The 26,955-nt window shown below is 67.2% G+C and carries 26 protein-coding genes; 16 read left to right on the top strand and 10 right to left on the bottom strand.

Translation table 11 applies throughout. The features are described 5' to 3' along the window. Position 1 precedes the first annotated feature (1 nt). The 4 genes from LDN95_RS09685 (at position 2) to LDN95_RS09670 (ending at position 2,465) form a co-directional block, all read left to right on the top strand. The gene (locus LDN95_RS09685) at positions 2 to 652 is read left to right on the top strand and encodes a glutathione S-transferase family protein (protein ID WP_226017470.1); all 651 of its coding nucleotides are present in this window, start codon (positions 2 to 4) and stop codon (positions 650 to 652) included. A 439-nt stretch (positions 653 to 1,091) separates the two neighbouring features. After that, positions 1,092 to 1,730 carry a calcium-binding protein gene (locus tag LDN95_RS09680; RefSeq protein ID WP_226017469.1) on the top strand — a complete coding sequence of 213 codons (639 nt, stop codon included), beginning with the start codon at positions 1,092 to 1,094 and terminating at the stop codon, positions 1,728 to 1,730. A gap of 154 nt (positions 1,731 to 1,884) precedes the next feature. Then, on the top strand, positions 1,885 to 2,244 hold the full coding sequence (locus tag LDN95_RS09675) for a hypothetical protein (RefSeq protein WP_226017468.1): 360 nt from the start codon (positions 1,885 to 1,887) through the stop codon (positions 2,242 to 2,244). A gap of 20 nt (positions 2,245 to 2,264) precedes the next feature. Continuing rightward, positions 2,265 to 2,465 carry a hypothetical protein gene (locus LDN95_RS09670; protein WP_226017467.1) on the top strand — a complete coding sequence of 67 codons (201 nt, stop codon included), beginning with the start codon at positions 2,265 to 2,267 and terminating at the stop codon, positions 2,463 to 2,465. Positions 2,466 to 2,523: 58 nt separating this feature from the next. Here the strand turns inward: LDN95_RS09670 and LDN95_RS09665 are convergent, their stop codons facing one another. Then, entirely contained in the window at positions 2,524 to 3,180 is a 657-nt protein-coding gene (locus tag LDN95_RS09665) for an alpha/beta hydrolase (RefSeq protein ID WP_226017466.1), read from the bottom strand. A gap of 115 nt (positions 3,181 to 3,295) precedes the next feature. Between LDN95_RS09665 and LDN95_RS09660 the strand changes: the two genes are divergently transcribed. From LDN95_RS09660 to LDN95_RS09650, 3 genes are read left to right on the top strand one after another with little or no spacing between them, the layout of a single operon-like run. After that, positions 3,296 to 4,348 carry a cysteine desulfurase family protein gene (locus LDN95_RS09660; protein ID WP_226017465.1) on the top strand — a complete coding sequence of 351 codons (1,053 nt, stop codon included), beginning with the start codon at positions 3,296 to 3,298 and terminating at the stop codon, positions 4,346 to 4,348. Further along, positions 4,345 to 5,424 carry a cysteine desulfurase family protein gene (locus tag LDN95_RS09655; RefSeq protein ID WP_226017464.1) on the top strand — a complete coding sequence of 360 codons (1,080 nt, stop codon included), beginning with the start codon at positions 4,345 to 4,347 and terminating at the stop codon, positions 5,422 to 5,424. The genes LDN95_RS09660 and LDN95_RS09655 overlap by 4 nt, the downstream gene beginning before the upstream one ends. 4 nt (positions 5,425 to 5,428) lie before the next feature. Beyond that, a complete protein-coding gene (locus tag LDN95_RS09650; protein ID WP_226017463.1) occupies positions 5,429 to 5,761 on the top strand; it encodes a 2Fe-2S iron-sulfur cluster-binding protein in 333 nt (110 codons plus the stop codon). A gap of 16 nt (positions 5,762 to 5,777) precedes the next feature. On the opposite strand, the gene LDN95_RS09645 is transcribed toward LDN95_RS09650, so the two are convergent. Beyond that, a complete protein-coding gene (locus tag LDN95_RS09645) occupies positions 5,778 to 6,371 on the bottom strand; it encodes a type 1 glutamine amidotransferase domain-containing protein (protein WP_226017462.1) in 594 nt (197 codons plus the stop codon). A 109-nt stretch (positions 6,372 to 6,480) separates the two neighbouring features. Here LDN95_RS09645 and parC point away from each other — a divergent pair, with 109 nt between their 5' ends. After that, the gene (gene parC / locus LDN95_RS09640) at positions 6,481 to 8,784 is read left to right on the top strand and encodes a DNA topoisomerase IV subunit A (protein ID WP_226017461.1); all 2,304 of its coding nucleotides are present in this window, start codon (positions 6,481 to 6,483) and stop codon (positions 8,782 to 8,784) included. 79 nt (positions 8,785 to 8,863) lie between these two features. Beyond that, positions 8,864 to 9,637: an SDR family NAD(P)-dependent oxidoreductase gene (locus tag LDN95_RS09635; protein ID WP_226017460.1), complete on the top strand. Its 774-nt coding sequence runs from the start codon at positions 8,864 to 8,866 to the stop codon at positions 9,635 to 9,637. A gap of 94 nt (positions 9,638 to 9,731) precedes the next feature. Here LDN95_RS09635 and LDN95_RS09630 read toward each other — a convergent pair whose 3' ends face one another. Further along, positions 9,732 to 11,765 carry a protein-disulfide reductase DsbD gene (locus tag LDN95_RS09630; protein WP_226017459.1) on the bottom strand — a complete coding sequence of 678 codons (2,034 nt, stop codon included), beginning with the start codon at positions 11,763 to 11,765 and terminating at the stop codon, positions 9,732 to 9,734. A 195-nt stretch (positions 11,766 to 11,960) separates the two neighbouring features. Between LDN95_RS09630 and LDN95_RS09625 the strand changes: the two genes are divergently transcribed. Both LDN95_RS09625 and LDN95_RS09620 read left to right on the top strand, forming a co-directional pair. Continuing rightward, positions 11,961 to 13,667 (top strand): alkaline phosphatase family protein, encoded by a 1,707-nt coding sequence (locus tag LDN95_RS09625; protein WP_226017458.1) that lies wholly within the window; start codon positions 11,961 to 11,963, stop codon positions 13,665 to 13,667. A gap of 47 nt (positions 13,668 to 13,714) precedes the next feature. Next, complete coding sequence (locus LDN95_RS09620; RefSeq protein ID WP_370631677.1) at positions 13,715 to 14,893, top strand: UbiH/UbiF/VisC/COQ6 family ubiquinone biosynthesis hydroxylase; 1,179 nt, start codon at positions 13,715 to 13,717, stop codon at positions 14,891 to 14,893. Between the two features lie 49 nt (positions 14,894 to 14,942). Here LDN95_RS09620 and LDN95_RS09615 read toward each other — a convergent pair whose 3' ends face one another. The 3 genes from LDN95_RS09615 to hemC are packed head-to-tail and all read right to left on the bottom strand — an operon-like array spanning position 14,943 to position 17,604. After that, positions 14,943 to 15,929, bottom strand: a complete 987-nt coding sequence (locus tag LDN95_RS09615; protein WP_226017456.1) for a hypothetical protein — start codon at positions 15,927 to 15,929, stop codon at positions 14,943 to 14,945. Positions 15,930 to 15,961: 32 nt separating this feature from the next. Beyond that, a complete protein-coding gene (locus LDN95_RS09610; protein ID WP_226017455.1) occupies positions 15,962 to 16,642 on the bottom strand; it encodes a uroporphyrinogen-III synthase in 681 nt (226 codons plus the stop codon). Next, positions 16,642 to 17,604 (bottom strand): hydroxymethylbilane synthase, encoded by a 963-nt coding sequence (gene hemC, locus LDN95_RS09605; protein WP_226017454.1) that lies wholly within the window; start codon positions 17,602 to 17,604, stop codon positions 16,642 to 16,644. The genes LDN95_RS09610 and hemC overlap by 1 nt, the downstream gene beginning before the upstream one ends. A 45-nt stretch (positions 17,605 to 17,649) precedes the next feature. On the opposite strand from hemC, the gene tsaD reads away from it, so the two are divergent. The 4 genes from tsaD (at position 17,650) to LDN95_RS09585 (ending at position 21,949) form a co-directional block, all read left to right on the top strand. After that, the gene (tsaD, locus tag LDN95_RS09600) at positions 17,650 to 18,711 is read left to right on the top strand and encodes a tRNA (adenosine(37)-N6)-threonylcarbamoyltransferase complex transferase subunit TsaD (RefSeq protein WP_226017453.1); all 1,062 of its coding nucleotides are present in this window, start codon (positions 17,650 to 17,652) and stop codon (positions 18,709 to 18,711) included. Beyond that, entirely contained in the window at positions 18,708 to 19,745 is a 1,038-nt protein-coding gene (locus LDN95_RS09595) for an NAD(P)H-dependent glycerol-3-phosphate dehydrogenase (protein ID WP_226017452.1), read from the top strand. The genes tsaD and LDN95_RS09595 overlap by 4 nt, the downstream gene beginning before the upstream one ends. Then, a complete protein-coding gene (locus LDN95_RS09590) occupies positions 19,738 to 21,291 on the top strand; it encodes a lipopolysaccharide biosynthesis protein (protein WP_370631676.1) in 1,554 nt (517 codons plus the stop codon). The genes LDN95_RS09595 and LDN95_RS09590 overlap by 8 nt, the downstream gene beginning before the upstream one ends. A 154-nt stretch (positions 21,292 to 21,445) precedes the next feature. Further along, on the top strand, positions 21,446 to 21,949 hold the full coding sequence (locus tag LDN95_RS09585) for a hypothetical protein (RefSeq protein WP_226017451.1): 504 nt from the start codon (positions 21,446 to 21,448) through the stop codon (positions 21,947 to 21,949). Between the two features lie 88 nt (positions 21,950 to 22,037). On the opposite strand, the gene LDN95_RS09580 is transcribed toward LDN95_RS09585, so the two are convergent. The 4 genes from LDN95_RS09580 to uvrB form a co-directional block, all read right to left on the bottom strand. Beyond that, positions 22,038 to 22,577 (bottom strand): hypothetical protein, encoded by a 540-nt coding sequence (locus LDN95_RS09580; RefSeq protein ID WP_226017450.1) that lies wholly within the window; start codon positions 22,575 to 22,577, stop codon positions 22,038 to 22,040. A 112-nt stretch (positions 22,578 to 22,689) separates the two neighbouring features. Continuing rightward, the gene (locus tag LDN95_RS09575) at positions 22,690 to 22,977 is read right to left on the bottom strand and encodes an addiction module antidote protein (RefSeq protein ID WP_226017449.1); all 288 of its coding nucleotides are present in this window, start codon (positions 22,975 to 22,977) and stop codon (positions 22,690 to 22,692) included. After that, the gene (locus LDN95_RS09570; RefSeq protein WP_226017448.1) at positions 22,952 to 23,254 is read right to left on the bottom strand and encodes a type II toxin-antitoxin system RelE/ParE family toxin; all 303 of its coding nucleotides are present in this window, start codon (positions 23,252 to 23,254) and stop codon (positions 22,952 to 22,954) included. The genes LDN95_RS09575 and LDN95_RS09570 overlap by 26 nt, the downstream gene beginning before the upstream one ends. A gap of 184 nt (positions 23,255 to 23,438) precedes the next feature. Beyond that, positions 23,439 to 25,625, bottom strand: coding sequence for an excinuclease ABC subunit UvrB (gene uvrB, locus LDN95_RS09565; protein ID WP_226017447.1), 2,187 nt, complete (start codon positions 25,623 to 25,625; stop codon positions 23,439 to 23,441). 175 nt (positions 25,626 to 25,800) lie between these two features. On the opposite strand from uvrB, the gene LDN95_RS09560 reads away from it, so the two are divergent. Then, entirely contained in the window at positions 25,801 to 26,622 is an 822-nt protein-coding gene (locus tag LDN95_RS09560) for a triacylglycerol lipase (RefSeq protein ID WP_226017446.1), read from the top strand. Positions 26,623 to 26,955 lie beyond the last annotated feature (333 nt).

The following is a 26,955-nucleotide window of genomic DNA, read 5'->3' as shown; positions in this document are numbered from 1 at the left end:
GATGGCCGACTACACTTTCTACACCCATCCGATGTCGCGTGGGCAGATCGCACGCTGGGCGCTGCACGAAGCGGGCGCGGACTACGAACAGGTGCTGGTCGACTGGGCTGCCCGGCCCGCTGGGCTGCTGGCGGCCAACCCGCTGGGAAAGGTGCCGGTGGTCGTCCACCATGCACCCGAAGGCCCACGCGTGATCAGCGAATGCGCGGCGATCTGCGCCTATCTTGCCGACGGCACCGACCTTGCCCCGACCGACACCGAACGGGCGGACTATCACCGCTGGATGTTCTTTGCCGCCGGGCCACTGGAGCAGGCGATCGTCGCCCGCTCGATGGGGTGGGAGGTGCCCGAGGGGCGTCAGGCGATGGTCGGTTTCGGCAGCTACGATCGCGCCGTCGCCGCGCTTGAGGGGCATCTGGCCGACCATGCCTATGTTTGCGGCGACCGGTTCACGATGGCCGATGTCTATGTCGGCGCGCAAGTGGACTGGGGCCTGTCGTTCAAGTCCCTGCCCGAACGCCCGGCCTTCGTCGCCTATGCCGAGCGGCTGCGCGCGCGCGCCGGCTATGGCGCGGCCAAGGCCATCGACGGCGCGCTGATCGCCGAAGCGCAGCAGCGCCAGCAACAAGCGCAGGCCGCGCAACAGCAATAGGCTTTGCGCCACGCCAGAGCGGCATCGCGCCGCTTGTTCACATCACGAAATCGACGGGCTTGATCGCGCCGGGGGTGCCCGACGCGCCCATTCGGCTTGTCCGCGCCACCTGAGGTCTGGTCCCCGCACCCGGCAATGCCCTTGGTTTGCGGCACAAATTGTCTGCGTCCGCGACAGTTCACTCCGAATTGAACGTGTCTCGCAACGTTTGCCCCGATTTGAACGGGAAAGGCACATTCGCTGCGGCGCAAAAACCCTATGATGAGTCAGGAAGATCGACCTGATGAATCGCAAACAACTTCGTAAATCGCGGCAAATATTCGATCTCCCAAGAATAATACTTACGACGTTTAAGTGAAAATACGTAAAACTTCCGCATCAAATTGGTTTTGTTCATCGCTCCGCGCGGTGCGGGCAAGGGGCGGTCTAGGAGAATGTAATGGCGACAACGACAGGAACGGCCGGTGCCGATACGCTTACCGGCACAGCAAGCGCGGATACACTCAGCGGCGGCAAGGGGGGCGATGTTCTCCTCGGCGGTGCGGGCAACGATGTCCTGAACGGGGAGGGCGGGAACGACGTTCTCAAGGGTGGTGACGGCAACGACGTGCTCTACGGCGGCGTCGGCAAGGATATCCTCACGGGCGGCGCCGGTGATGACATCCTGAAGGGCGGCGGCGGTCAGGATTCGCTGACCGGCGGCAGCGGCGCGGACCAGTTCTACTTCCGCTTTGCCGAGGGCAACCAGAAGATCGACTACCACGGCGCGGGCCATCCGCAGTACGATGTGTACCAGTGGGTGATCGTCAAGGATCTGACCTTTACCGATCACGATGCCGTCCGCATCACCGGCTTCGATGACATCTTCGGCGGGCTCAATGTCGGTCGCAAGGGCACCGGCGCCTACTGGCTTGACGATCAGGGCGACATCAACCGGCTGGCGCAGTTCCTTTTGGACAACCCGTCGAAGGGTGGCTTCAAGGATTACACCACCGGCCCGGGGGCGGGCGTCACCTTCTTCCTCAACGACGTCAACGGCCACACCCAGGCGCTGACGCTGGAAGGCATCCACATCTGACATCGATCGGGGCGCATTGCGTCTCACCCACTCGACTGGGGCGGTCCTTGGGGGCCGCCCTTTTTTTCTCCCGCCACCGGTCTGCGCGTTGTAGGGTTCGCCGTCGATTCGAACGGGCTTTCGCCCCACCTCGCGGTCGATCGGAGATAGGCACATGAGCATTTTTGACCAGATCCTTGGCCAGGTCAGCAGCAACGTCGACGTGCAGAACCTTGCGACCAAGGTCGGGATCGATCCGTCGCAAGTCGAATCGGCCATCGCCGCGCTTGCCGCCGGGCATCAGGCGCCGGGCGACACAGTGGAAACCGCAGCGGCCACCTCTGGCCTTGGCAGCGACGTGTTGCAGCAGATTGTTGGCCATATCGGCGGCGAAGGATCGCTTGCCAGCTTCGCCACCGCGCTGTCGCAGCACCCCGACGCGGCCAAGCTGGTCACCGGCTTTCTCGACAAGGATGGCGACGGCAACCCCCTGAACGACCTTGGCGGACTGGCCAAGGGCCTGTTCGGCGGCTGACCGGCAAGAAAGGCTCCGCGATGCTGGATATCGCCCTGTCCCTGCTGATGCTCACGGCGGCCGCGCTGGCCGCCGGAGCCGTCTATCTGCTGCGGCGGGGTGAGCGCCAGCGGCCGGCGCTGATGATCGGGCTGGCGCTGGTCATGGCGACCAACATCGTCATCTGGACGCTGCCGACACCATCGGGCGAAACGCTGGCGGACAAGGCGCGCCATCACTGACAAGGGCCGTAAAGCATGTGCTTTGCGGCCCTTGTCAGAGTTTCGGAAAATCTGCCCGTTACTTGATCGGGCAATCCGGCGAGAGGCGCATGTCGAGGTAGTTGTCGACGGCGCGCATCATCTCATCAAGTTCGTTTTCATAGAAATGGTTGGCGCGCGGCACTTCATCGTGATGGATGGTGATGTGCTTTTGCGTGCGCAGCTTGTCGACCAGCTTCTGCACGGCATTGGGCGTGACGACCGTATCGGCGGCACCCTGCACGATGATGCCCGAAGCCGGGCACGGCGCCAGAAAGCTGAAATCGTACATGTTGGCGGGCGGCGAAACCGAGATGAAGCCGCGGATTTCCGGACGGCGCATCAGCAGTTGCATGCCGATCAGCGCGCCGAAGGAATAGCCCGCGATCCACGTCGTGCTGGCTTCGGGGTGGATCGACTGCACCCAGTCGAGCGCGGCGGCGGCATCGGACAGCTCGCCGATCCCGTTGTCAAAGCTGCCCTGGCTGCGGCCGACGCCACGGAAGTTGAAGCGCAACGTGGCAAAGCCGCGCTGGACGAAGGTCTTGTACAGCGCCTGGGTGACGCGGTCGTTCATCGTGCCCCCGGCCTGCGGGTGGGGATGCAGGATCATCGCAACGGGCGCGCGGCTGCGCGTGGCGGGCTGGAAACGCCCTTCGAGACGACCTTCGGGACCGGGGAAAATGACTGCGGGCATCGGTTGTCCTGATGAACCTGTCTGCTGGCGCCACGCCGACGATTTCCGTCGGGGCTGGGAATTGAACCGTGTGCTATATAGAAATTCGTTACCCGAAAGCAACGTTTGCGGAAAAATGCCCTTGCCCCCCGTTTTGCCCTTGCCCCCGATCTACCTCGACCATGCAGCCACCACGCCGCTTTTGCCACAGGCAAGGGCGGCGATGGAGGAGGGTTTCCGGCTTTGGGCCAACCCGTCCAGCCCGCACAAAGCGGGCCGCGCCGCGCGCGCCGCGCTGGAGCAGGCGCGCGCGCGGGTGCAGGCCGCGCTGGGCTGGCGGGGCGAGGTGATCTTCACCAGCGGCGCGAGCGAGGCGCTGGCCATTGCCATCGGGCGCAGCGCCAAGCCGCTGAGCGCGGTTGCGGAGGTGGAGCATGAGGCGGTGCTGCGGTTGTCCGGCGCCGCGGCGCGCTGGCCGGTCCGTGCCGGAACCGGGTTGCTGGGTGATGCGGCGGAGGGACCGCAAGGCTTGGTCGCCATTCAGCACGCCAACAACGAGACGGGCGTGATCCAGCCGCTCGACCGGATCGCCGCGCAAGTCCGCGCGGCAGGTGGGCTGCTGCTGGCGGACTGCGCGCAGACGGCGGGGAAGATCGCCTTGCCCGACGCCGACCTGATCGCGGTATCGGCGCACAAGTTCGGCGGGCCGATCGGCATCGGCGCGCTGCTGGTGCGCGACTGGGCCTTGCTGCGTCCGACCGGCGGGCAGGAGCGCGGCTATCGTCCCGGCACCGAGAACCTGCCGGGCGCGCTGGCCATGGCGACAGCGCTTGAAGCTGGCCACGACTGGCTGACCGACGCCGCCCCCTTGCGCCATGGGCTTGAGGCAGGGATCGTCGCAGCAGGTGGCGAAGTGGTGGCGGCAGGTGCGCCGCGCCTGGCCTCCATCGGCGCGTACCGGATGCCGGGCAAGTCGGCGACCGCGCAACTGATCCGCTTTGACGGGATGGGGATTGCGGTTTCGGCGGGCAGCGCCTGTTCGTCGGGCTCGCTCAAGGCCAGCCATGTGCTCACCGCGATGCGGTGCGAGGGCGCGGGCGAAGTGATCCGGGTGTCGATCGGGCGCGAAACCACGCGGGCCGAAATCGACCGCTTCCTTGCCGCCTGGACCGAGGTGGCGGGCGCATGATCTACCTCGACTATCAGGCGACAACCCCGCTTGCGCCCGAGGCGCGGGCCGCGATGTTGCCATGGCTGGCCGGGCCCGAGGCGGCAGGCTTTGCCAACCCGCACAGTCCGCACCGATCGGGCCGGGCGGCGGCAGCCGCGATCGAGGTGGCGCGCGATCAGGTGGCCGCGCTGTTGCCGCCGGGGGGCCGGGTGGTGTTCACCTCGGGCGCGACCGAAGCGCTCAATCTGGCCATTCTGGGGTCGGGGCGCAAACGGCTGGCGGTGTCGGCGATCGAACACGCCGCCGTGCTCGATACCGCCCGTTTTGCCGATCCCGCCTGCCATCTGCTGCCGGTGGGGGGCGATGGTCTGGTCGATCCGGCGGTGCCGATCCCCGACGGCACCGGCCTTGTCGCGGTGATGCAGGTCAACAACGAGATCGGCACGATCCAGCCGGTTGCGGAACTGGCCGAGCGGGCCCATGCGGCTGGCGCGCTGTTCCTGTGCGATGCGGTGCAAGGCGCAGGCAAGATCGCCGCGCCCGCCAATGCCGACCTGATCGCGCTGTCGGCGCACAAGCTTTACGGACCAAAGGGCATCGGCGCGCTGTGGGTGCGCGATGGTGTGGCCCTGCAACCGCTGATCCACGGCGGCGGACAGGAAGGCGGCTTGCGCTCTGGCACGCTCAGCCCCGCGTTGTGTGCAGGCTTCGGCGCTGCTGCCGCGCTGTGCACAAGTCTGGGGGAAAGCGACCGGCTGCATGTGGAAAAGCTGTGGGAGACGGCGCGCGCGCTGTTTGCCGACTGGGCCTTGAACGGCAGCGCCGATGCGCGCTGGCAGGGCAACCTGAACGTGCGGCGCGATGGCGTGGACGTGGCAAGACTGTTGTCGGATTGCCGCACTGTATCATTTTCGGCCGGTTCTGCCTGCGCCAGCGGGTCTGGCCGACCCAGCCACGTCTTGCGCGCGCTCGGACTTTCGGACAAGCAGGCCAAAACCGCGATCCGCATAGGCTTTGGACGCTATACGACGGAGGATGAACTGCTGGGCGCAGCCGCGGCGATCAACGCTGCGACGCTGGCGCAGGGAGTGTGAGTCGATGGTGAAGGTCACGTTCGTCACCGCGCAGGGGACCAAGGTCGAGGCGACCGGCCACGAAGGCCAGCGCCTGCTCGAACTGGGCCAGGGCGTCGGCATGGCGCTGGAAGGCACGTGCGAAGGGCAGATGGCCTGCTCCACCTGCCATGTCGTGATCGCGCCCGGCTGGTTCGACCGCCTGCCCGAAGCGAGCGAGGACGAGGAGGACATGCTCGACCTCGCCACCGCCGTTACCCGTACCAGCCGCCTGTCATGCCAGATCCGCCTGACCGCCGAACTTGACGGTCTGGAAGTGCGCATCCCCGACGAATCGCGCGACATGCAGCGCGGCTGAACGGCAGGCCGGCAGGTCAGTCGGGTATCACCGGCCCGCCTTCGTTCTCCTCGTCGGTTTCGGCTTCGTCGTCGGTATAGGGATCTTCGGATTCGAGCAGGTCGATCAGCGCGTGGACGAACGCCGGAATGTCGCCGGGCTGGCGGCTGGTGATCAGGTTTTCGTCTACCGCCACTTCGCGATCGACCACGTTGGCCCCGGCATTGGCCAGGTCGGTGCGGATCGAGGCCCAGCCGGTGACGGTGCGGCCATCGACGATGTTGGCCTCGATCAGCAACCACGGGGCATGGCAGATCGCGGCGATCGGCTTGTTCAGATCGTCGAAGTCCTCGATCAGTTCGAGGACGCGATCGTTGAGCCGCAGCACATCGGGGTTCATCTGGCCGCCGGGCAGCAGCAGCGCATCAAAATCATCGGCGTCGACCTCGTCGAGCAGGGCATCGACCTTGACGCTGGTGCCCCAGTCGGTGTGGTTCCAGCCCTTGATCGTGCCGGGTTTCGGGCTGGCGACCACGGTTTCGTACCCGGCCTCTTCCAGCAACCGCTTGGGTTCGATGAGTTCGGACTGTTCAAAGCCGTCGGTGGCCAGAATGAGCACGCGCTTGGACATGGCTTGGTCTCCTGCACTGAGGGGGAAAGTTTCCTTGTCCAAATGAACGGGGGATCGGCATGTTCCGCAGGTTTGCGGCGGGCCGTGGACTTGCTAGAGCAATAGCGCCATGGCCATCGACACCCCGCCCGATTCCGATCCATTCGACGCCATCGTCGATGCGCCGTTCGATGCCGCGCTGTCCGAGCGCTATCTGGTCTATGCGCTGTCGACGATCACGGCGCGTTCGCTGCCCGACTTGCGCGATGGGTTGAAGCCGGTCCACCGGCGGCTGCTGTGGGCGATGCGCCAGTTGAAGCTGGACGCCACCGGCGCGTTCAAGAAGTCGGCGCGCGTGGTCGGCGACGTGATCGGCAAGTACCATCCGCACGGCGATGCCAGCGTCTATGACGCGATGGTCCGGCTCGCGCAGGAGTTTGCGCTGCGCTATCCGCTGGTCGAGGGCCAAGGCAACTTCGGCAACATCGACGGCGATAACGCGGCGGCCTATCGCTATACCGAGGCGCGGCTGACCCGCACCGCGATGCGGCTGATGGCCGGCCTTGAAGAAGGCACGGTCGATTTCCACCCGACCTACAACGGCGAGGAGGAAGAGCCCGAGATCTTCCCCGGCCTGTTCCCCAACCTGCTCGCCAACGGTTCCACCGGCATCGCGGTGGGCATGGCGACGTCGATCCCCAGCCACAACGTTGCCGAAATCGTCGATGCCGCGCTGGTGCTGATCGACAATCCGCAGGCCGAACATGCCGACCTGATGCGGGTGTTCCAAGGCCCCGACTTCCCGACCGGCGGGATCGTGGTCGACAGCCCGGCGGCCATCAGCGCCGCCTATGAAGCGGGCAAGGGCGCGATCCGTACGCGCGGGCGCTTTTCCACCGGGCGCATCGTCAACGACAAGGGCGAGGATGCGGGCTGGGAGCCGACCGGCATCGAGAAGCTGGGCGGCGGCCAGTGGCAACTGGTCCTCTCCGAAATCCCCTACATGGTCCACAAGGGCAAGCTGATCGAGCAGATCGCCGCGCTGATCGGTGACAAGAAGCTGCCGATCCTTGAGGATGTGCGCGACGAATCGGACACCTTGATCCGCATCGTGCTGGTGCCCAAAAGCCGCAACGTCGATCCCGATCTGCTCAAGGAATCGCTGTTCCGGCTGACCGATCTGGAAACGCGCTTCTCGCTCAATCTCAACGTGCTCGATGCGCGGCGTACGCCCGGCGTGCTGGGGCTGAAGCTGCTGCTGCAGGAATGGATCGTCAGCCAGATCGCGATCATGTTGCGCCGGGCGCAGCACCGGCTGGACAAGATCGCCAACCGGCTGGAACTGCTCGACGGCTACATCATCGCCTACCTCAACCTCGACCGGATCATCGAGATCATCCGCACCGAGGACGAGCCCAAGCCGGTGATGATGGCCGAGTTCGGGCTGAACGACCGTCAGGCCGAAGCGATCCTCAACATGCGGCTGCGCAGCTTGCGGCGGCTTGAGGAAATGGAACTGCGCAAGGAGCGCGACGAGCTGCTGGCCGAGCAGGCCGACTTGCAGGCGCTGCTCGACGATCCGAAGCTGCAGAAGCGGCGGCTGAAGGCGGACTTGCGCGCACTGCGCAAGGAATACGGACCGGAAACCCCGCTCGGACGGCGCCGCACGACCATTCTGGAAGCCGCGCCCACGCGCGAATTCAACATGGATTCGATGATCGAGAAGGAGCCGGTGACGGTGATCCTGTCGCAGCGCGGCTGGGCGCGGGCGATGAAGGGGCACGTCGCGCTCGATACCGACTTCAAGTTCAAGGAAGGCGATGGCCCGGCTTTTGCCTTTCACGCGCAGACCACCGACAAACTGTTGTTCGCGCTCGACAATGGCCGGTTCTACACGCTCGGGGCCGACAAGCTGCCGGGTGCGCGCGGCTTTGGCGAACCGATCCGCACGATGCTCGACCTTGATCCCGAGGCGCAGGTCATCGCCGTGGTGCCCTATCGGCCTAAGGGGCAACTGCTGCTGGCCACCAACACCGGGCGCGGCTTTGCCGCCGAGATGGACGAATTGCTCGCCGAAACGCGCAAGGGGCGTGGGGTCGTTTCGACCAAGCCCGGCGTCAAGCTGCAGATCGTGCGCGAGATCGCGGCAGAGCACGATCACGTGGCGGTAATGGGCGAGAACCGCAAGCTGGTGATCTTTGCGCTCAGCGAAGTGCCGGTGCTGGCGCGCGGGCAGGGCGTCGGCCTGCAACGCTACAAGGACGGCGGGCTGGCCGACGCCATCACGCTCAAGCTTGAAGACGGGCTGACCTGGGCGATGGGCGGCGACAGCGGCCGCACCCGCGTGGAAAAGGATCTGCTACCGTGGAAGGTGGCGCGCGGCGCCGCCGGACGGCTGCCGCCCAACGGCTTCCCCCGCGACAACAAGTTCTGATCGGAAGTTCTGACTCGACCTTGTTCGCTGACCTGTTAATCGACCCATTAAGTCGACCACATCAGGGGGAAGGATGGCCATGGAACGCCCACACTATTCGCTCGAAGGGCGCATTGCGCTGATCACCGGGGCAAGCTCGGGCCTTGGCGCGCACTTTGCCCGGCTGTTTGCAGCCGCTGGCGCTGCGGTGGTGATCGGTGCGCGCCGGGTGGAGCGCGTGGCCGCGCTGGCCGACGCAATCGTGGCATCCGGGGGCCGGGCGCATGCGGTGGCGCTCGACGTGACCGATGCGGCGTCGATTGCCGCGGCGTTCGATGCGGCTGAGGCGGTGTTCGGCACCCCCGACGTGGTCGTCGCCAATGCCGGGATTGCCGAGGCCGGACGTGCGATCGATATCACGCCCGAGCGGCTGCACCGGCTGGTCGACACCAATTTCAACGGGGTGTACCTCACCGCCACCGAAGGCGCGCGGCGGCTGATCAAGGCGGGGTCAAAGGAAACGGGGCGCGGGCGGATCATCCTGCTCGGCTCGATCACTTCGCACATGACCGGGCAGGGCGATTCGGCCTATGCCGCCACCAAGCTGGCGGTGCAGCACCTTGGCCGCCAGCTGGCGCGCGAATGGGCGCGGCTGGGCATCAACGTCAACGTGATCCAGCCCGGCTACATCCGTACCGAGATCGACGGCGAATGGTTCGATACCGAGGCCGGCCAGCGCCAGATCGCCAGTTGGCCGCGCCGCCGCCTGACCCCGATCACCGCGCTCGACGATCCGCTGCTGTTCTTTGCCTCGGATGCCTCGGCCTATGTCACCGGCGCGCACATCTCGCTGGACGACGGGCAGAGCCTGTAGGGACGCTGCCGCCATTGCCTTTTTCTTCGTCACCCTGAAACAAGTTCAGGGTGACGATGGGGAAGGAACTTTCTTCGCGCCCTCCCGCGAACCCTTAATGCTTCACCAGCGCGGTCAGCGTGTCGGGCGTCAGCACTTGCTGCAGTTTCTGCGCTTCGCCATGGGCCGGATACCACAAGTACAGCGGCACGCCGCCCGCGCCTTGCGTGGTCAGGAAGCGGCTGATCGCGGCATCGCGGCGGGTCCAGTCGCCCACCAGCACGACCACGCCTGCCTTGCGGAAGGCATCGCGGGTGGCGTCGGTTTCGATGGCGACGCCTTCGTTGACCTTGCACGTCAGGCACCAGTCGGCGGTGAAATAGGCGAACACCGGCTTGCCTGAGGCGCGGGCCTTGGCGAGTGCGGCTTCGCTGAAGGGTTGCGCGCCGATGGCGCTTGCCTCGCTGCCGTGGTCGGCGCTGACCAGACGCGGGGCGATGCCAAGGCCGACTGCGGCCAGCACCACCACGGCCGGAACCACCAGCCGCGCCACCGGCTTGCCCAGGCTTTGACCACGCCCGGCAAACACCAGAGTCAGCACCAGCAGCGCCGCCAGCGCCAGCACCAGCGCGGCATAGCCGGGGCCGCCCAGCCGCCATGCCAGCCACGCGAGCGCCAGCACGGTCAGCCCCATCGGCACCGCCATCGCGCGGCGGAAGGTGTTCATCCAGCCCCCCGGACGCGGCAGCAGCTTGCGCAAGGCGGGCACGAAACCGATCAGCAGGAACGGCAGCGCAAGGCCAAATCCCAGCGCGGCGAACACCGCCAGCGCCGCCCAAGTCGGCAGCACCAGCGCGGCGCCGACCGCGGCGGCCATGAACGGACCGGTGCACGGCGTCGCCACGAAGGCCGCCAGCAAGCCGGTGCCGAACGATCCCCACGCCCCGTGCTTGCCCGGCGCGCCGCCTTCCAGCGACAGGCCCGGCAGTTCGTAAAGTCCGGCGAAGTTGGCGGTGATCGCCACCGCGAGCAGCAACAGCAGCGCGACCACGCCGGGGTCTTGCAACTGGAACGCCCAGCCGACCTGCTCACCCGCCGCGCGCAAGGCCAGCATCGCGCCGCCCAGCGCCAGACAGGCCAGCACCACGCCTGCGGTATAGGCAAGGCCTTCGGTGCGGGCATGTTCGCTGTTGCCGCGCGCCAGTGCCAGCGCCTTGAGGCTGAGGATCGGGAACACGCAGGGCATGACATTGAGCACCAGTCCACCGGCCAGCGCGCCCAGCACAGCCAGCGCGAGCGTCACCAGCGAGAATGCGCCCGTCGCCGCGCCGCCATCGGCGCCTGCGGGAAGCGGCCCGGCGCTGGCGGTCAGCGCGATGCCGCCCGCAGCTTTGCCAAGTGCGAGCACGCCTGACAGCCGGGTGGCCTGTTCCGCGCCCTGACCCTTGGGCCGGGCCAGATCGACCAGCAGCCAGTCGCCCTGCCGGGTGAACACTTGCGGCGCGGCATAGTCGATCACGCCCTGCCCATCGATGAAGAAGTGCGGCTGATCCAGCTTGGCGCTGGCCGGGAAGGGGATGGCCAGCCGCAAACCTTGCGGCGTGGCGCTGAATACACCGGCGCGGTCGAGCGGGGCGGGCAGCGCGGCGCGCCAGCCTTCGAAGCGCGGGTCGGCGGCGCCCGATCCGACTACCACGCTGCCGGTCAGCGTCGCTTCTTCGGGCACGCAGATCGTGGTGGTGCAGGCCAGCCATTGCGCCTTGGCCGACAGCGCCAGCGTCTGGCCCGGCTTGGCGTCGGCGGGCAGGGTGAAGGGCACCAGCACCGCGAAATCATGTTCATAGACATGGTTCATCAGCCCGGCGATGAGCAGCGTCTGCGGCACGGGGAACCGCATGTCGCCAGCCTTCGCGCCCTTGGGCAGGGTCCAGTCGAGCAGCAGTGGCAGTCCCGCATCGCCCGGATTGGACCAGTAACCGTGCCAGTTGGCGGCAGGCTGCATCAGCACCGCCAGCTGGATCGTCTCGCCCGGCGCTGCGGGCCGTTCGGCCACCAGCGAGGCGCGGATGTGCGAGGGCGCGGCCGGATCGAGCCGTTCGGCCTGCGCCGCAACCGAACCCAGCGCCAGCCACAGCGCGGTCACAAACATCGCTATGATCCAGCGGGTCTTGATTCCAAGTACTTGCAATCCCGCGTGACGCATGGCTACCCGATCAGGAACGAAGGTGCAGGCCCCCTTGCACCGGACGTTCCGCAGGGCCATCAGCGGTTAGATAGGTTCGCCTTCTTGCCGAGTCCAGCCCGGCCATATCCAGCGTTGCCCGTTTCAGGAGCCCAAAGGTACATGACCCTCTCCCGCAAAGCTGCCCTTCTGCTGGCGACGCTGAGCTTGCCGTTCGCGCCTGCGGCGCTGGCCCGAACCGCCCACAATACGGCCCACAAGGGATCGGTTGCGCCTGTTGCCGCTGCGGCTCCTGCCGTTCCGGCAAATGCCCCGCGCTTGCTGGTGGCGATTGCGGTCGACCAGTTTTCGGCCGATCTGTTTGCGCAGTATCGCAGCCACTTTACCGGCGGGCTTGGCCGTTTGCAGCAAGGCGCGGTGTTTCCGGCGGGCTATCAGAGCCACGCCGCCACCGAGACTTGCCCCGGCCACTCGACGATCCTGACCGGGATGCGCCCGGCGCACACCGGGATCATCGCCAACAACTGGATCGACCAGTCGGTGACCCGCGCCAAGAAGGTGGTCTATTGCGCCGAGGATGAGACCCGGACGGCGGCCGACCCCAAGGACTATGTCGCCTCGGTCGGGCACTTGCTGGTGCCGACGCTGGGCGAGCGGATCAAGGCGGTCTGGCCGACCAGCCGCAACCTGGCGGTTTCGGGCAAGGACCGCGCCACGCTGATGATGGGCGGGCACGTGATCGATCAGGGCTATTGGTGGAAAGGCAGTGGCTTCACCACGCTGGAAGGCCGCGCAGTCGGGCCGACCGCCGTTGCGCAGAACGCCGCTGTCACCACCACGATCACGGCGGGCGACAAGCCGTTCGACTTGCCCGACTGGTGCGGCGCGCGCGAACGTGCGGTAACGGCCGGGCCGGTCACGGTCGGCACCGGGCGGTTCGCGCTCAATGCCGGCGATGCCAACGGGTTTCGCGTTTCGCCCCGGCTGGATCGCGCGGTGCTCGATCTGGCGACGCGGCTGGTCGACGAGCAGATGCTGGGCAAGGGCGCGACGCCCGACATGCTCTCGGTCAGCCTGTCGGTCACCGATTTCGTCGGCCACGGCTATGGAACCGAGGGCACCGAGATGTGCATCCAGTTGCACCAGCTCGACACCGCGCTGGGCGATTTCTTCGCCAGCCTTGACCAGCGCGGCATCGACTATGCGGTGGTGCTGACGGCGGACCACGGCGGCTTCGACTTGCCCGAGCGGCTTGACCAGCAAGCCTTGCCCAAGGCGCAGCGGGCCGGGATCGCGCTGCTGCCCGAGGCTTTGTCTGACAAAGTCGGCGCCACGCTGGGGCTTGACCCCAAGGGCCTGATCCTTGCCGATGGACCGGCCGGGGACTTCTGGGTGAAGCGCGATCTGGCCCCTGCGCAAAAGGCGCAAGTGGTCGCCGCCGCCAAGGCCGAACTGCTCGCCGATCCGCAAGTCGCCGCCGTGTTCACCGCCGACGAACTTGCCGCAACCCCGCTGCCCACCGCCTCGCCCGATACATGGACGCTGCTCCAGCGCGCCCGCGCCTCGTTCTATGCGCCGCGTTCGGGCGATTTCGTGGTGCTGTTGCAGCGCGGCGTGGTGGCTCTGCCCAAGCCCGGACCGGGCTATGTCGCCACGCACGGCAGTCCGTGGGACTATGACCGGCGCGTGCCGATGCTGTTCTGGCGCAAGGGCATGGCCGGGTTCGAACAGCCCAGCCCCGTGGAAACGGTGGATATCGCCCCCACTTTGGCGGCCTTGATCGGGCTCAATGTGCCCGCCGGTACATTTGATGGAAGATGCCTCGACCTTGACGCCGGGGCCGGTTCGACCTGTGGAGTGACGCCTTGACCGATATTACCAGTGACGTCGTGATCATCGGCGGGGGCCTTGTCGGCATGACGCTGGCCATCGGCCTTGCCCGCGCCGGGATCACCAGCGCGGTGATCGACAGTTCGGACCCGGCGGCGCAAACGGCGGACGGGTTCGACGGGCGGGCTTCGGCGATCTCGACCGCAAGCTGGAACCTCTACACCAACCTTGGCATGGCCGAGGCGCTGGAGCCGCGCGGCTGCCCGATCGCGGCGATCGCCGTCACCGACGGGATGAAACCCGGACGCATCGATTTCCAGCCGGGGCCCGAGGATGGCTCGCTCGGCCGGATGTACGCAAACCGCGACTTGCGGCTGGTGATGTACGAGACCGCCGCGCGCGAGCAGGCGATCACTTTTCTGCCCAACGCCCACGTCGCATCGCGCGAACGTGATGATCAGGGCGCCTCGGTCATCCTGCGGGATGGCCGGACGATCCGCGCGCGGCTGATGGTCGGTGCCGAGGGCCGCAAGTCGCCCACCCGCGACGAAGCCGGGTTCACGCCCGCGCGCTGGGATTATGGCCACCGCGCGATCATCGCCGGGCTGAACCACGAAAAGCCGCACGACAACGTGGCGTGGGAGGTGTTCTATCCGGCCGGGCCGTTCGCGCTGCTGCCCTTGCTTGATGCGCCCGACGCCACGGGCACGCCGCGCCACCGCTCGGCGCTGGTCTGGACCGTGGCCGAGCGCGATGCGGCAGGCGTGCTGGCCCTGTCCGACCGGGCATTCCTGGCCGAAGTGGACAAGCGCATGGGCGGCATCTTCGGCGCGATCGAGATCGCCAGCCCGCGCACGTCCTATCCGCTCAACTTCCACCACACGGTCAGGATGGTCGATCAGCGGCTGGCGCTGGTCGGCGATGCCGCACACGGGATGCACCCGATCGCGGGGCAAGGGCTCAATCTGGGCTTGCGCGACGTGGCGGCGCTGGTCGAAGTGCTGAGCGAGGGCATGCGGCTGGGGCTCGATCCGGGCGATGCGCAATTGCTGGCCCGCTATGAGCGCTGGCGCTCGCTCGACACGTTCATGGTGGCCGGGGCGACCGATGTGCTGACCCGGCTGTTCGGCATTCCGGGGCGCATCCCTTCCGCCATCCGGCGGCTGGGCATGGCAGGCGTCCAGCGACTGCCCCCGCTCAAGCGCTTTTTCATGGATGAGGCGCGCGGCATGAGCGGGGCTTTGCCGCCGCTGCTGCGCGCCTGAGCAAGCCGGGGCGACTGGTTCAGGGCTGGCGGTTTTTGGGCTGGCGGCTTCAGGGCTGGCGGGTCGATCCGGTTGCCTGGGGTGTCGGCGCGGCGGTTGCAGCCGGGCCGCTAACGGCCGGGCCGCCAACGGTCGGCGCAACAACGGCCGCTCCTGCGGACAGAGCGGGTACTGGCGGCAGCACCGGGGCGTTCAATACCGGCGGCACGGGCACCGCAATGGCCGCCGTTTCCAGCTGATCGAGCGCATGCTGGGTTTTCACATAGTCGCGCGCGCGGGCCAGCCAGTCGGCGGCTGCGGCGTGCGAGGGCAGGCGCTCGACTTCGGCGATGGCCATGTCGATGCGGCCACCGGCGATCTGCTGGCGCGCGCGGGCGATGCGGCTTTCGGCCATGGGCGAGGGCACATCGTCGCGGCGGATCACGAACATCTCGGCAAACTGGCGGCTAAGCCAGCCCCAGCCACCTTCATCGGGCGCGCCACCGGCCAGCCGGGGTTCAAGCTGTGCGAACTGTTCGGCCAGCGACCCTTGGGTGACCGGCTTCTGCGCGCCCAGAATGACCTGATCGACCGAAATCGGCTGGCTGGCGCCGAAATGGACGCGCAGTTGCGTTTCAAGATAGCCCAGCGGTTGTCCCCGCTCGATCGAGCGCCGCGCCGCAAAGGCCACCAGCAACGCTTCGGCGCGCCCGGCTTGCCCGGCGGCGGCATTGGCCTGCTGGTTGAGTTCGGCGAGGCGCTGTTCAAGGACGGAAACCTTTGCCGCCGCGCTGGTCAGCGCCGCATTGGCGGCGGCCTGATTGGCGCTGGCTGCTTCGGATGCGTCGTCGCTTTCGGCACCGTCGGGCGCGCCCGCGGCTTCTGTCGAGGCGATCCGGTCAAGCGGCAGCCAACCGGCTTGCCAGCCATAGAATGCCGCGCTGGCCAGCCCGCCGACGATCAGCAGCGCGATAAGCGCCGGGACAGCACGCCCCCGTGATCTGCCCCCGATGGTCGGTCGTGTATCTGGCGAGTGACCCATTGTGATATCAGGCATCCCGCATTTTTCGCTTGTTTGTTGCGCCCAAGTCACACTGTCTGACACATTTCCGCGGCCAATGCCAGCACTGCGTGGTCAGAACGTTGTGAAGCGATTCCAACATCATGCCATCCTGTGCCCGCCAATGCGGCAATGCGCGGGGCCAAGGCCGCGATCCTAGCTGATTCGCGCGCCACGCCCAAGCGGTGCATTTCTGCGTCAAGATACCGCGCCGCCTCGCCCGAATGGAGCAGGATCACCGCGCCCGCCCGTACCGCCTCCACCGCGATCGGGGATAGCGGCAGGGGTTGCGCGGCATAGATCACCAGCGTGTCGACCGTGACGTTTGCGGGCGTGGCCAGCGGCACATGCGCCTCTCCGGCAAGCCGCAGATAGCGCCCGGCGGCCAGATCGGCGGCAACGGCCTGCAACCCGCCACTGCCCACCGAACCGATGGCGAACCCTGTGGCCTGTGCTGCGGCAGCGGTCGTCTCGCCCACCGCATGGACCGGCAGGCCGCGCAAGGCGGCTAGGCGATCGCCGCCATGACGCACCACATTGGCGCTGCCGACCAGCAGACCGGCGTAGACGGCCGGGTCCGGGCAGGCCCAGCGGCGCGGCGCAATGCGGAACAGCGGGGCCACCACCGGCTCAAGCCCCAGCGCGCGGGCGGCGGTGGCCGTGCTTGTCGCCCCCGGCTCCGGACGCAAGACCAGCAGCGGCCGGGGCATCAGATACCGTTGAAGTGCGCGGCGATGGCGGGTGGCGCCTTGGCCAGCAGGCGCGCGGCGAGCGCTGCGGGGGCCGCGTCATCGCCGATCGCAAAGCGCGCGCTGTCCTCGATCCGCTCGGCGCCGTCGGGGCTGAACAGCGCGGCGCGCAAGGTCATCGCGCCCTCCTGATCAAGCGTGGTCAGCACCGCGATGGGGCTGTGGCAGGTGCCGCCAAGGCCCAGCAGCAGCGCGCGCTCGGCGCGAATCGCGGCATGGCTGGGCGCGTGATCGATCGCCGCGAGTTCGGCGATCAGATCGGTCCGCGCGGCAAGGCATTCGATCCCGATGGCCCCTTGCGCCGGGGCTGGCAGCCACAGATCGGCGGCCAGCGCGGTGCCGACGTCGCTCTGCCCCAGCCGTTCAAGCCCGGCAGCGGCGAGCAGCGTCACGTCCGCCTCGTCCTGTTCCAGCCGACCCAGCCGCGTGGCGACGTTGCCGCGAAACGGCACGATCGACAGGTCGGGGCGCAAGTGGAGCATTTGCGCGGCACGGCGCGGCGCGCTGGTGCCGACCCGCCCGCCCTGGGGAATGGCGGCAATGCTGTCCGCCCCCACCAGCACGTCGCGCACATCGGCGCGGGGCAGCACGGCGGCGATGGTCAGGCTGGCGGGACGGTGGGTTTCGACATCCTTCATCGAATGGACCGCAAAGTCGATCTCGCCTTGCGCCAGAGCCAGCTCAAGCTCCTTGGTCCACAGCGCCTTGCCCCCGATATCGGCCAGCGGACGGTCCTGAATGCGGTCGCCGGTGGCGATCACGGGCACGATCTCGACGCTGGCCAGCGACCAGCCGTGCGCGGCGCACAGGCGCGCCTGCGCCTCTCTGGCTTGCGCCAGCGCCAGCGGCGAACGGCGGGTGCCGAGCCGCAGCGGGCGCGCGCGAAGGATCGGTTCGGGCTCGGGCGTTATGGTCTTGTTCATGCGCCGCTTGCCGTAAACGGGATTATCTCTAAGGGAAAGCTCCCCATGGCCCTGATCCTCGGCATCGAGTCCTCTTGCGACGAAACAGCGGTTGCCGTGATCGACGGAAGTGCGTCCACGCTGGATGCGCGGATCGTGGCACAGCACATCGCTTCGCAAGACGCGGCGCATCGTCCTTATGGCGGGGTCGTGCCCGAAATCGCGGCGCGCGCGCATGCCGAAGTGATCGCCCCGATGGTGGCCGAAACGCTGGCCGACGCCGGGCTGACGCTGGCCGGGATCGACGCCATTGCGGCCACCGCCGGGCCGGGCCTGATCGGCGGTGTCATGGTCGGACTGGTCACCGGCAAGGCGCTGGCGATGGCCTCGGGCAAGCCGTTGCTGGCAATCAATCATCTGGAAGGCCACGCGCTTTCCCCCCGGCTTGCCGACCCGGACCTGGCCTATCCCTATCTGCTGCTGCTGGTGTCGGGCGGCCATTGCCAGATCCTGGAAGTGCGCGGGCTGGGCGATTATCGCCGCCTTGCCACCACCATCGACGATGCGCTGGGCGAGGCGTTCGACAAGACCGCCAAAGTGCTGGGCCTCGGCTATCCCGGCGGTCCGGCGGTCGAGCGGCTGGCGCGCGCGGGCAATCCGCAAGCCGTGCCGCTGCCCCGGCCATTGGCAGGCACCGCCGAGCCGCATTTCTCGTTCGCCGGGCTGAAAAGCGCGGTGCTGCGCGCGCACGAATCGGGCAAGTATGCGCAGGCCGATCTGGCCGCCTCGTTCCAGCAGGCCGCGATCGACTGCGTGGTCGACCGCACCGCCCGCGCGCTCGCCTCGCTCGAAGGCAGTGCGCCGCCGCCGACCGCGCTGGTCGTGGCGGGCGGGGTGGCGGCCAATGCCGCCTTGCGCGGGGCGCTTGAGCAGGTTGCGGCGCGCGCGGGCCTTGCGCTGGTGGCGCCGCCGGTGAAACTGTGTACGGATAATGCTGCCATGATCGGATGGGCCGGGGCAGAGCGCTTTGCCGCCGGTTTTCGGGACGGGCTTGATGTGGCCGCGCGGCCGCGCTGGCCTCTGGATGCAAATGCGGCACCCGCGCGCGGGGCCGGGGTAAAGGCATGAGCGTGCACAATTCCCAAGCAGCGACAGTTGCCGTGCTGGGCGCGGGCGCATGGGGCACCGCACTGGCGCAAACGCTCGCCAGCGACGGGCGCGACGTGCTGATCTGGGCGCGCGAGGCCGAGGTCATCGCCGCGATCAATGCAACCCGCGCCAACCCGCAATTCCTGCCCGGCGCGCGCTTGCACCCGACGATCCGCGCGACCGACGATCTGGCCGAGCTTGCCACCGTGCCGGTGCTGCTGGCGGTGACCCCGGCGCAGCACCTTGGCACCGTGCTCGCCCGGCTTGGCCCGACGCAGGCCGATGTCGTGCTTTGCGCCAAGGGGATCGAGGCCGGAACCGGGCGGTTGATGGCCGACGTTGCCCGCGCGGCCAGTCCGCAGGCGCGGCTGGCGGTGCTGTCCGGCCCGACGTTCGCCCACGAAGTCGCCGCCGGATTGCCGACGGCGGTGACACTGGCGTGCAGTGGCGGCGACGCACAGTGGCAGCGCCTGTCTGCGGTGATCGCGCGACCGGCCTTCCGCCCCTATTTCTCCGAAGACGTGATCGGTGCCGAGATCGGTGGCGCGGTCAAGAACGTGCTGGCGATCGCGTGCGGCGTGGTCGAAGGGCTGGGCCTTGGCCAGAACGCCCGCGCATCGCTGATTGCGCGCGGCTTTGCCGAACTGCAACGCTTTGGCCTGGCGCTGGGCGCGCAAGTCGAGACGCTGGCGGGGCTGTCGGGCCTTGGCGATCTGGTGCTGACGTGTTCTTCGACATCGAGCCGCAACTTCTCGCTGGGCAAGGCGCTGGGCGAGGGCGCGCGGGCCGACGCCGTGCTGGCCAGCGCGGCGACCGTGGCCGAAGGTGCCTATACCGCGCCGGTGCTGGCGGACCTTGCGGCCCAGCGTGGCATCGCGATGCCGATCGTGGCGGCGGTGGCGGCACTGGTGGCGGGCACGGTTCCGGCACGCGAAGCGGTTGCCGGACTGCTCGCGCGGCCCCTGCGTGCGGAGCACGATCTTGCCAGTGGTGCGGAGCACGATCTTGGCTGAGGCTGCGGCAACCGTGCCCGGCGTTCCGGCGGAACAGCGCGCGACTGCGGCCGCCGCTGCGGCCGAACAGCGCGACATTGCCGCGCTGGCGCGGGGCGGGCGCACCAATTTCTTCGGGTTCCTGCTGCGGCTGGCGGCGCGCATCCCGTTCCTGTTCATCGCCGGGCGGCTTTATGGGGCCGAGGATCTGGGCCGCTTTGCCTCGGCCACGATCGCGGTCGAACTGGCCGCGCAACTGGCGACGCTGGGGCAAAAGCGCGGGCTGGCGCAGCAACTGGCGCGCGATGATCGGTCCCCGGCCTGCGTCGTTGCCGATGCGCTGCTGCTGTCGTTTCTGGTCGCCGGGATCATGGCCGGGCTGCTGATCCTGTTTCCCGCGCCGATGTTTCCCAGCGGCCACTTCACCCCGCTGCAACGCCTGCTGCCGCTGACGATCCTGCCGCTGGCGCTGGGCGACATCGCGCTGGCGGCGCTGGCCTATCGCTTTGATGTTGGCGCAACCGTGCGGGCGCGCGCGGTGGTCGAGCCGTGGACGCTGTCGATTGTCGCAGGCGCGCTGTGGCTGGCGGGCAAATGGGTGCCGGGCCTGCAGCAGAGCGGGCTGATCCTCGCCTATGGCGCGTCGTTGTTCGGCGCGATGCTGACCGCGTTCGTGCCGTTGATGCGCAGCTATGGCCTGCCGCGCCAATGGTCGCCGCGCCCGGGCGATCTGATGCGGATGACCTTGCGCGGGCTGCCGCTCGCTGGCGCCGACGCGGTCGAATGGGGCACGCGCAAGCTCGACATCTTCATTCTTGGCACGTTTGCGCCGCCCGCTGTGGTGGGCATTTACTATGTCGCGCAGCAAGTTGCCACGCTGCCGCAAAAGCTCAAGACCAGCTTCGAACCCATTCTGGGCCCGGTGATCACCCGCAACTTGCGCGAGGGCAACCGTTCCGCCATCGCGCGGCAGGTCTGTCAGGTGGGGTTCTGGATCACCGCCGCGCAAGCCGGGATCGCGCTTGCGCTGGGCCTGCCGGGCAAGGGCGTGATGGGGCTGGTCGGGCCGAACTTCGTCGTCGGCACCACCACGCTGGCGCTGCTGCTGGCCGCCGAAGTGGTCGCGGCGACCTCGGTGGTGAGCGAGGCCGCGCTGATCTACGTCGCGCGGATGCGCAACTTGTGGATCAGCCTTGGCACCATCGGCTTGCAGGGCGTGCTGACCGTGGCATTCATGCTGGCCGCGCGCCGCGCCGGGTTCGATGCGCTGGTGCAGGCCAGTCTGGCCGCGCTGGCACTGGCGCTGACGCTGGCGCTGTCCTCCTTGCTCAAGGCGCACTTGCTGGCGCGCATCCTGAAAGAGCGGATCAACAACTGGCGGTGGGCGCTGTTTGCCGCGGCGGCCCCTGCCATCGCGGTGGGCTATGTCGTGCGCCTGCTGCCCGAATGGGTCGAGCTGTCGCTGGGCATCCCCGCTATTCTGGGGGTCTATTGTCTGGTGATCTGGCGGTTCGGATTCGGCCCGGAAGACCGTCTGCTGTTCCGCAAGCAGCAGAAGCCCGTCTGATCTTGCACATGGGGGGCCGCGCAATGCGGCTTGGCAAGGTGTGGCCGGGTGTGGAAAAGCGGCTGCGATTCGTCCCGGTTTCTGGCCCGGTTTCTGGCCCCGTTCCGGGCCCGGTTTCTGGCCGGTTGTCAGCCATATTGCCGCAGGAGCGTTCATGATCGAGTGGATTCAGGCCAACCCCGCACTTGTCGGCGGCATTGTCTTGCTGCTGGCGGCGGCGCTGTGGCTGCTGCTGGCGCGGCGCAAACCCCGCGCGGTGCAGCGTGAGTACCGCGATGTCCTGTCCGAAGGCGCGGCGCCCGCCCAGCGCAACAGCGCGCTGATCGACGCTCCCCCCGCAGCGGCAGCAACCAGCGTGGCGGCGGTGGTCGACACCTTTGCCGAAGCGATTGCGCCGACGCCCGCTGCGGTGGTCGAAGGCGGCGATGACCTGACCCGGATCAAGGGCCTCGGCCCCAAGCTGCGCAGCCGGTTGGCGGAACTTGGCATCACCACTTTCGCGCAGATCGCCGGGTGGAGCGACGCCGATCTGGCCGCGATCGATGCGCAACTCGGCAGCTTTGCCGGACGCCCCGCTCGCGACAACTGGATCGAGCAGGCCGGATTGCTGATCGCCGGAGATACCGCCGCCTACGAGGCGAAGTTCGGCAAGCTTTAACGGCTTCGGCAAGCTTGAACGGCAGCGCAGCCTTGCAGCGGCGGATCAGGAACCGCGGCGCAGCGCAGCGCAGCCCTGCCGCGGTGGATCAGGAACCGCGCGGCAGTTCGGCCCTGCAGCGGCGGATCAGGTCGGCGGCGAGCGAACTGCCGCTGGCCTTGATCATGCCGCCGCCGGGCAAGGTGCCGTTGAAGGCCGAGCCGAACAGGGCAAGGCGCGGATCGTCCGCCGCGATGGACCCCTTCCACACATAGCCGCGCTGGCCGGGAATGGCCGTGGCATCGACCGGCAGGCGCAGAATGTGCGATGGCCCCTGCAGCGCAAACAGCGCCTGCGCGCCGATCTCGGCCGGGATGTTGCGGGTGACCGCCAGTTGCCCCGCGCGGCATTCCAGCACCAGCAGCGGCGCTGTTCCGGCGGCGCCATAGCGCACGGCATGGCCATCACCGCTCCAGCTTGCATGGGCGGCAGGATCGGGCAGCGCGCTGGCTTCACCGTTGGTCGGCAGCCCGACCCGCACGGCATCGACCGGCCCGCTCGGCATCGTGGCCGCAGGCGCGCGCGAACAGCCGGACAGCACGGCAAAAGCCAGCAGAACCAAGGGGAAAATGCGCATCAATCCGACCATGGCCTGAGTATATGCCACAGGCCCCGCGCACCGCAAGCCGGGGCCAGCACAGATGGAACGGAATTCAAGCGGGATCGGAGGTGTCGGGTGGGCTGGTTGGCGCGGTCGCTGGTCAGGCGGCGCGCTGGACGCTCAGTTGCAAGCCCAGCGCCTTAAGTACCGAGGTCAAAGTCTCAAGCGTCGGATTGCCGTTGTCGGAAAGCGCGGCGTACAAAGCCTGACGTCCAAGGCCGCTTTTGCGCGCGATCTCGCTCATGCCTTTGGAGCGAGCGATATCTCCAAGCGCGCTGGCGATATGCCGGGGGTCATTCCCCTCCATCGCCGCTTCCAGATAGAAGAGGATGTCTTCGTCTGTGTCTATGTAATCGGCTGGATCAAACTTCGTAACTTTCAAGGCCATCATTTGCCTCCTTCGCCAAAGCCTTGGCACGGATAATATCGCGAGGCTGACTGTCCTTGTCTCCGCCAGCAAGCAAGAGGACCAAGCGCGAGTTCTGCCATGTATAATACACTCGATACCCGGGGCCGAAGCGAAACCTCAATTCCAGTACATTGTCACCTACAGATTTGAAATCACCGGCATTGCCATCCGCAAGGCGCTTGATCCGATCGATAATTCTCAATCGAGTCTTTCGATCAGGAAGCTCATCCAACCATTTTTTCAAACCATCGGTCATGTTGATCGTTATTTGTGATACCACACCATTCACCATACCAACCTCCAGCTCATTCGCTGCGCAATACGAGCGCTTTCGACCGTTTCCGATCTGCGTGGCCAAATGTGTGTATCTGAATGTATGCCGTGGCCGACACGTCACTGTCCTTTATATGGGACATTTGGCGCGCGCGGTCAAGCCCACCTCACTTCCCCCATTTCTTCTGGCTTTTTCCATACCGCGTCTTGCGCGTGCCCGGCTTGCCCTCGTTGCTGCGGCCGACAATCGGCGCTTTCCGCTCGCCCTCAGGCAGGCCAAGCTCGGTCGCTTCCAGTCGGCGGATTTCGTCGCGCAACCGGCCGGCTTCCTCGAATTCCAGATCGGCGGCGGCGGCGCGCATGCGCTTTTCCATGTCCTCGATGTGGCTGCGCAAGTTGTGGCCGACGAGGTTGTTGGCGCCGTCGTCGTCGATTTCCACCAGCACGCCGTCACGGCTGGCGGTGTCGGCGATGATGTCGTGGATGTTGCGCTTGATCGTTTGCGGCGTGATGCCGTGTTCGAGGTTGAAGGCTTCCTGCCGGGCGCGGCGGCGGTCGGTTTCGGCGATGGCGCGCTCCATGCTGCCGGTCATCCGGTCGGCATAGAGGATCACCCGGCCATCCACGTTGCGCGCGGCGCGGCCGATGGTCTGGATCAGCGACGTTTCGCTGCGCAGGAACCCTTCCTTGTCGGCGTCCAGAATGCACACCAGCCCGCATTCGGGAATGTCCAGCCCCTCGCGCAGCAGGTTGATGCCGACCAGCACGTCATAGACGCCCAGCCGCAAGTCGCGGATCAGTTCGATGCGCTCCAGCGTTTCGACGTCGGAGTGCATGTAGCGCACGCGCAGGCCCGCCTCGTGCATGAACTCGGTCAAGTCCTCGGCCATCCGCTTGGTCAGCGTGGTGACGAGCGTGCGATAGCCCTGCGCGGCGGTTTCGCGGCATTCGTTGATGCAATCCTGCACCTGATCCTCAACCGGGCGGATGAACACCGGCGGGTCGATCAGCCCGGTCGGCCGGATGATCTGTTCGGCAAAGACGCCGCCCGCCTGCTCCATCTCCCAACTGGCGGGCGTGGCCGAAACCGCGATCGTCTGCGGCCGCATCGCGTCCCATTCGTTGAAGCGCAACGGGCGGTTGTCGATGCAGCTGGGCAGGCGGAAGCCATACTCCGCCAGCGTCAGCTTGCGCCGGTGGTCGCCGCGCGCCATCGCGCCGACTTGCGGCACGGTCTGGTGGCTTTCGTCCAGGAACAGCAGGCAGTTGTCGGGCAGATATTCGAACAGCGTCGGCGGCGGCTCGCCCGGCAGGCGCCCGGTGAGGAAGCGCGAATAGTTCTCGATCCCTGCGCACGATCCGGTGGCGGCAATCATCTCAAGGTCGAAGTTGGTGCGCTGCTCCAGCCGCTGCGCTTCCAGCAGCCGCCCCGCTTCGGTCAGCTCCTTGAGCCGCTCGGTCAGTTCGAAGCGGATCGCGGCCGCCGCCTGCTGCATCGTCGGGCCGGGGGTGACGTAGTGCGAATTGGCATAGACCCGCACGGTTTCCAGCTTCGACCCCGCCTTGCCGGTCAGCGGGTCGAACTCGACGATGCTTTCGATCTCGTCGCCGAAGAACGACACCCGCCACGCCGTATCGTCATAGTGCGAGGGGAACACTTCCAGATTGTCGCCCCGCACGCGGAAGGCGCCGCGCGCAAAGGCGGTGTCGTTGCGCTTGTACTGCAGCGCCACCAGCTTGCGGATGATCTCGCCCTGGTCGACGCTGCTGCCGACTTTCAGGTCAAAGATCATCGCCGAATACGTCTCGACCGACCCGATGCCGTAAATGCACGAAACCGAGGCGACGATGATCACGTCATCGCGTTCGAGCAAGGATCGCGTGGCCGAATGGCGCATACGGTCGATCGCCTCGTTGGTCGAACTTTCCTTCTCGATATACGTGTCCGAGCGCGGGACATAGGCTTCGGGCTGATAGTAATCGTAGTAGGAGACGAAATATTCCACCGCGTTTTCGGGGAAGAAGCTTTTCATCTCGCCGTAAAGCTGCGCGGCCAGGATCTTGTTCGGCGCAAGGATCAGCGCGGGGCGCTGCAATTCCTCGATCACCTTTGCCATGGTGAAGGTCTTGCCCGAACCGGTCACCCCCAGCAGGACTTGCGTCTTGTCACCATCGCGCGCGGAGGCCACCAGATCGGCAATCGCGGTCGGCTGGTCGCCCGCCGGCTGGTATTCGGACACGACCTTGAACGGCCGCCCGCCATCGCTCTTTTCCGGGCGCTGCGGCTTGTGCGGCACGAACGTGCCTGAGGTGTCGGGCTCTTCGAGTCCCCTGCGGATAACGAGTTCGGCCATGCGGAGGATATGGGGAACAAAGCGCGTCCATGCAATGCCAATAGACTGTGGCAAAGCGGGCGGATGAGCGGGGGCACGGCCCACCAGCCCTGCAACATTTCTGACACTGATTTGAAACAATCCGAAACATCTGGCGTTCATCGTGCGTTGAGACAATGGACGGCACATGATCGCGATGCAGCAAACCCTTGAGAATCCCCCCGAAGGCCAGACCGCGCGCCTGATTCGTCAGGCGGGTGAGCAATTTGCCCGCTTGCGCGGCGAGCTTGAGCGTCGCCGCGCGCTGGCGTTTCAGCCGCGTCCCAGCGATGCGCGCGGGCCTGCGATCGGGCGCTTTCTGGGGGAACTGCGCACGCCGTATGAACTGTGGCAGGCCGGGCGCGCGGCGCCGTTGCGCGTTACGCCGCAACCGATTGCGGAGGTATCGCATCCGGTCATGCTGCTGCCCGGCTTCGGCACCCACCCGGCGCGGATGAAGGGCCTTGGCAAGCGGTTGAGCGCGGCGGGGCACCGGGTCAGCGACTGGGGGCTGGGCTTCAACTTCGGCGCGGACGAGGCGCGGTTCGAGCGGTTGTGCGAGCGGGTCTGCACGATGGCGCGCAAGGAAGGCCAGCCACTGGTGCTGGTCGGCTGGAGCCTTGGCGGATTGTACGCGCGCGAACTGGCGCATCTGCACCCCGAAGCGGTGGCGATGGTGATCACGCTCGGCTCGCCGTTTTCGGGCGACCGCCGCGCCAACAACGCCTGGCGCGCCTATCAGGCGATTGCCGGGCATTCGGTCGACAACCCGCCGGTGGGTGAGCACTGCTTCGGCCCCAAGCCGCCGGTGCCGACGGTGGCGCTGTGGAGTTCGCGCGATGGCATCGTCTCGCCCCGCTCGTCGCGCGGCTTGCCGGGTGAGCGCGATCTGGCCATCGGCCTGCGCTGCACCCACCTGGGCTTCGCCAGCCACCCCGCCGTCGCCAATGCGGTCAGCCGGATCATCGCGACGCTCTGAGCGGTAGACCGCGCCGTTCCTGAAGCGCCGAACCCCCACCCCCAACCCCTCCCCGACGGGGAGGGGAGCAAACCCATCGCGCTGGCTCCTCCCCTCCGCCCACAAACAAGCCCTCCCCCGCTCGGGGGAGGGTTGGGTGGGGGTAACCGGCCTTTCCGGACGCAAAAAAAACCGCGCGCGGAATTCGCGCACGGGTCTGGGCCGGGGTAACTGCTCAGGAGGTTGGCAGAAAATGGTTGCGCGGTGACTCGGAGTTTGATTCACCCTGCTGATGGCCCCACCCCCGCTTCATGTGCTGAGCGAAGCTGAGAAGAACGAGCTTCTTCTGGCCCA

The sequence above is a fragment of the Novosphingobium sp. FKTRR1 genome (assembly GCF_020404405.1).
GTDB lineage: Bacteria > Pseudomonadota > Alphaproteobacteria > Sphingomonadales > Sphingomonadaceae > Novosphingobium.
Note: the sequence above shows the minus strand (reverse complement) of the source record. Positions and strands in the feature narration are given on the sequence as shown.

What these genes read in the sequence shown, in the direction of transcription:
- LDN95_RS09595 (WP_226017452.1), top strand. Translation starts at nt 18,708, where the DNA reads ATGAGCGTGCACAATTCCCAAGCAGCGACAGTTGCCGTGCTGGGCGCG.
- LDN95_RS09670 (WP_226017467.1), top strand. Translation starts at nt 2,265, where the DNA reads ATGCTGGATATCGCCCTGTCCCTGCTGATGCTCACGGCGGCCGCGCTG.
- parC (WP_226017461.1), top strand. Translation starts at nt 6,481, where the DNA reads ATGGCCATCGACACCCCGCCCGATTCCGATCCATTCGACGCCATCGTC.
- hemC (WP_226017454.1), bottom strand. Translation starts at nt 17,604, where the DNA reads ATGAACAAGACCATAACGCCCGAGCCCGAACCGATCCTTCGCGCGCGC.
- uvrB (WP_226017447.1), bottom strand. Translation starts at nt 25,625, where the DNA reads ATGGCCGAACTCGTTATCCGCAGGGGACTCGAAGAGCCCGACACCTCA.
- LDN95_RS09575 (WP_226017449.1), bottom strand. Translation starts at nt 22,977, where the DNA reads ATGGCCTTGAAAGTTACGAAGTTTGATCCAGCCGATTACATAGACACA.
- LDN95_RS09630 (WP_226017459.1), bottom strand. Translation starts at nt 11,765, where the DNA reads ATGTTTGTGACCGCGCTGTGGCTGGCGCTGGGTTCGGTTGCGGCGCAG.
- LDN95_RS09580 (WP_226017450.1), bottom strand. Translation starts at nt 22,577, where the DNA reads ATGGTCGGATTGATGCGCATTTTCCCCTTGGTTCTGCTGGCTTTTGCC.
- LDN95_RS09570 (WP_226017448.1), bottom strand. Translation starts at nt 23,254, where the DNA reads ATGACCGATGGTTTGAAAAAATGGTTGGATGAGCTTCCTGATCGAAAG.
- LDN95_RS09655 (WP_226017464.1), top strand. Translation starts at nt 4,345, where the DNA reads ATGATCTACCTCGACTATCAGGCGACAACCCCGCTTGCGCCCGAGGCG.
- LDN95_RS09610 (WP_226017455.1), bottom strand. Translation starts at nt 16,642, where the DNA reads ATGCCCCGGCCGCTGCTGGTCTTGCGTCCGGAGCCGGGGGCGACAAGC.
- LDN95_RS09645 (WP_226017462.1), bottom strand. Translation starts at nt 6,371, where the DNA reads ATGTCCAAGCGCGTGCTCATTCTGGCCACCGACGGCTTTGAACAGTCC.
- tsaD (WP_226017453.1), top strand. Translation starts at nt 17,650, where the DNA reads ATGGCCCTGATCCTCGGCATCGAGTCCTCTTGCGACGAAACAGCGGTT.
- LDN95_RS09675 (WP_226017468.1), top strand. Translation starts at nt 1,885, where the DNA reads ATGAGCATTTTTGACCAGATCCTTGGCCAGGTCAGCAGCAACGTCGAC.
- LDN95_RS09680 (WP_226017469.1), top strand. Translation starts at nt 1,092, where the DNA reads ATGGCGACAACGACAGGAACGGCCGGTGCCGATACGCTTACCGGCACA.
- LDN95_RS09665 (WP_226017466.1), bottom strand. Translation starts at nt 3,180, where the DNA reads ATGCCCGCAGTCATTTTCCCCGGTCCCGAAGGTCGTCTCGAAGGGCGT.
- LDN95_RS09585 (WP_226017451.1), top strand. Translation starts at nt 21,446, where the DNA reads ATGATCGAGTGGATTCAGGCCAACCCCGCACTTGTCGGCGGCATTGTC.
- LDN95_RS09685 (WP_226017470.1), top strand. Translation starts at nt 2, where the DNA reads ATGGCCGACTACACTTTCTACACCCATCCGATGTCGCGTGGGCAGATC.
- LDN95_RS09620 (WP_370631677.1), top strand. Translation starts at nt 13,715, where the DNA reads ATGACGCTGGCCATCGGCCTTGCCCGCGCCGGGATCACCAGCGCGGTG.
- LDN95_RS09635 (WP_226017460.1), top strand. Translation starts at nt 8,864, where the DNA reads ATGGAACGCCCACACTATTCGCTCGAAGGGCGCATTGCGCTGATCACC.
- LDN95_RS09625 (WP_226017458.1), top strand. Translation starts at nt 11,961, where the DNA reads ATGACCCTCTCCCGCAAAGCTGCCCTTCTGCTGGCGACGCTGAGCTTG.
- LDN95_RS09650 (WP_226017463.1), top strand. Translation starts at nt 5,429, where the DNA reads ATGGTGAAGGTCACGTTCGTCACCGCGCAGGGGACCAAGGTCGAGGCG.
- LDN95_RS09660 (WP_226017465.1), top strand. Translation starts at nt 3,296, where the DNA reads ATGCCCTTGCCCCCCGTTTTGCCCTTGCCCCCGATCTACCTCGACCAT.
- LDN95_RS09615 (WP_226017456.1), bottom strand. Translation starts at nt 15,929, where the DNA reads ATGCCTGATATCACAATGGGTCACTCGCCAGATACACGACCGACCATC.
- LDN95_RS09560 (WP_226017446.1), top strand. Translation starts at nt 25,801, where the DNA reads ATGCAGCAAACCCTTGAGAATCCCCCCGAAGGCCAGACCGCGCGCCTG.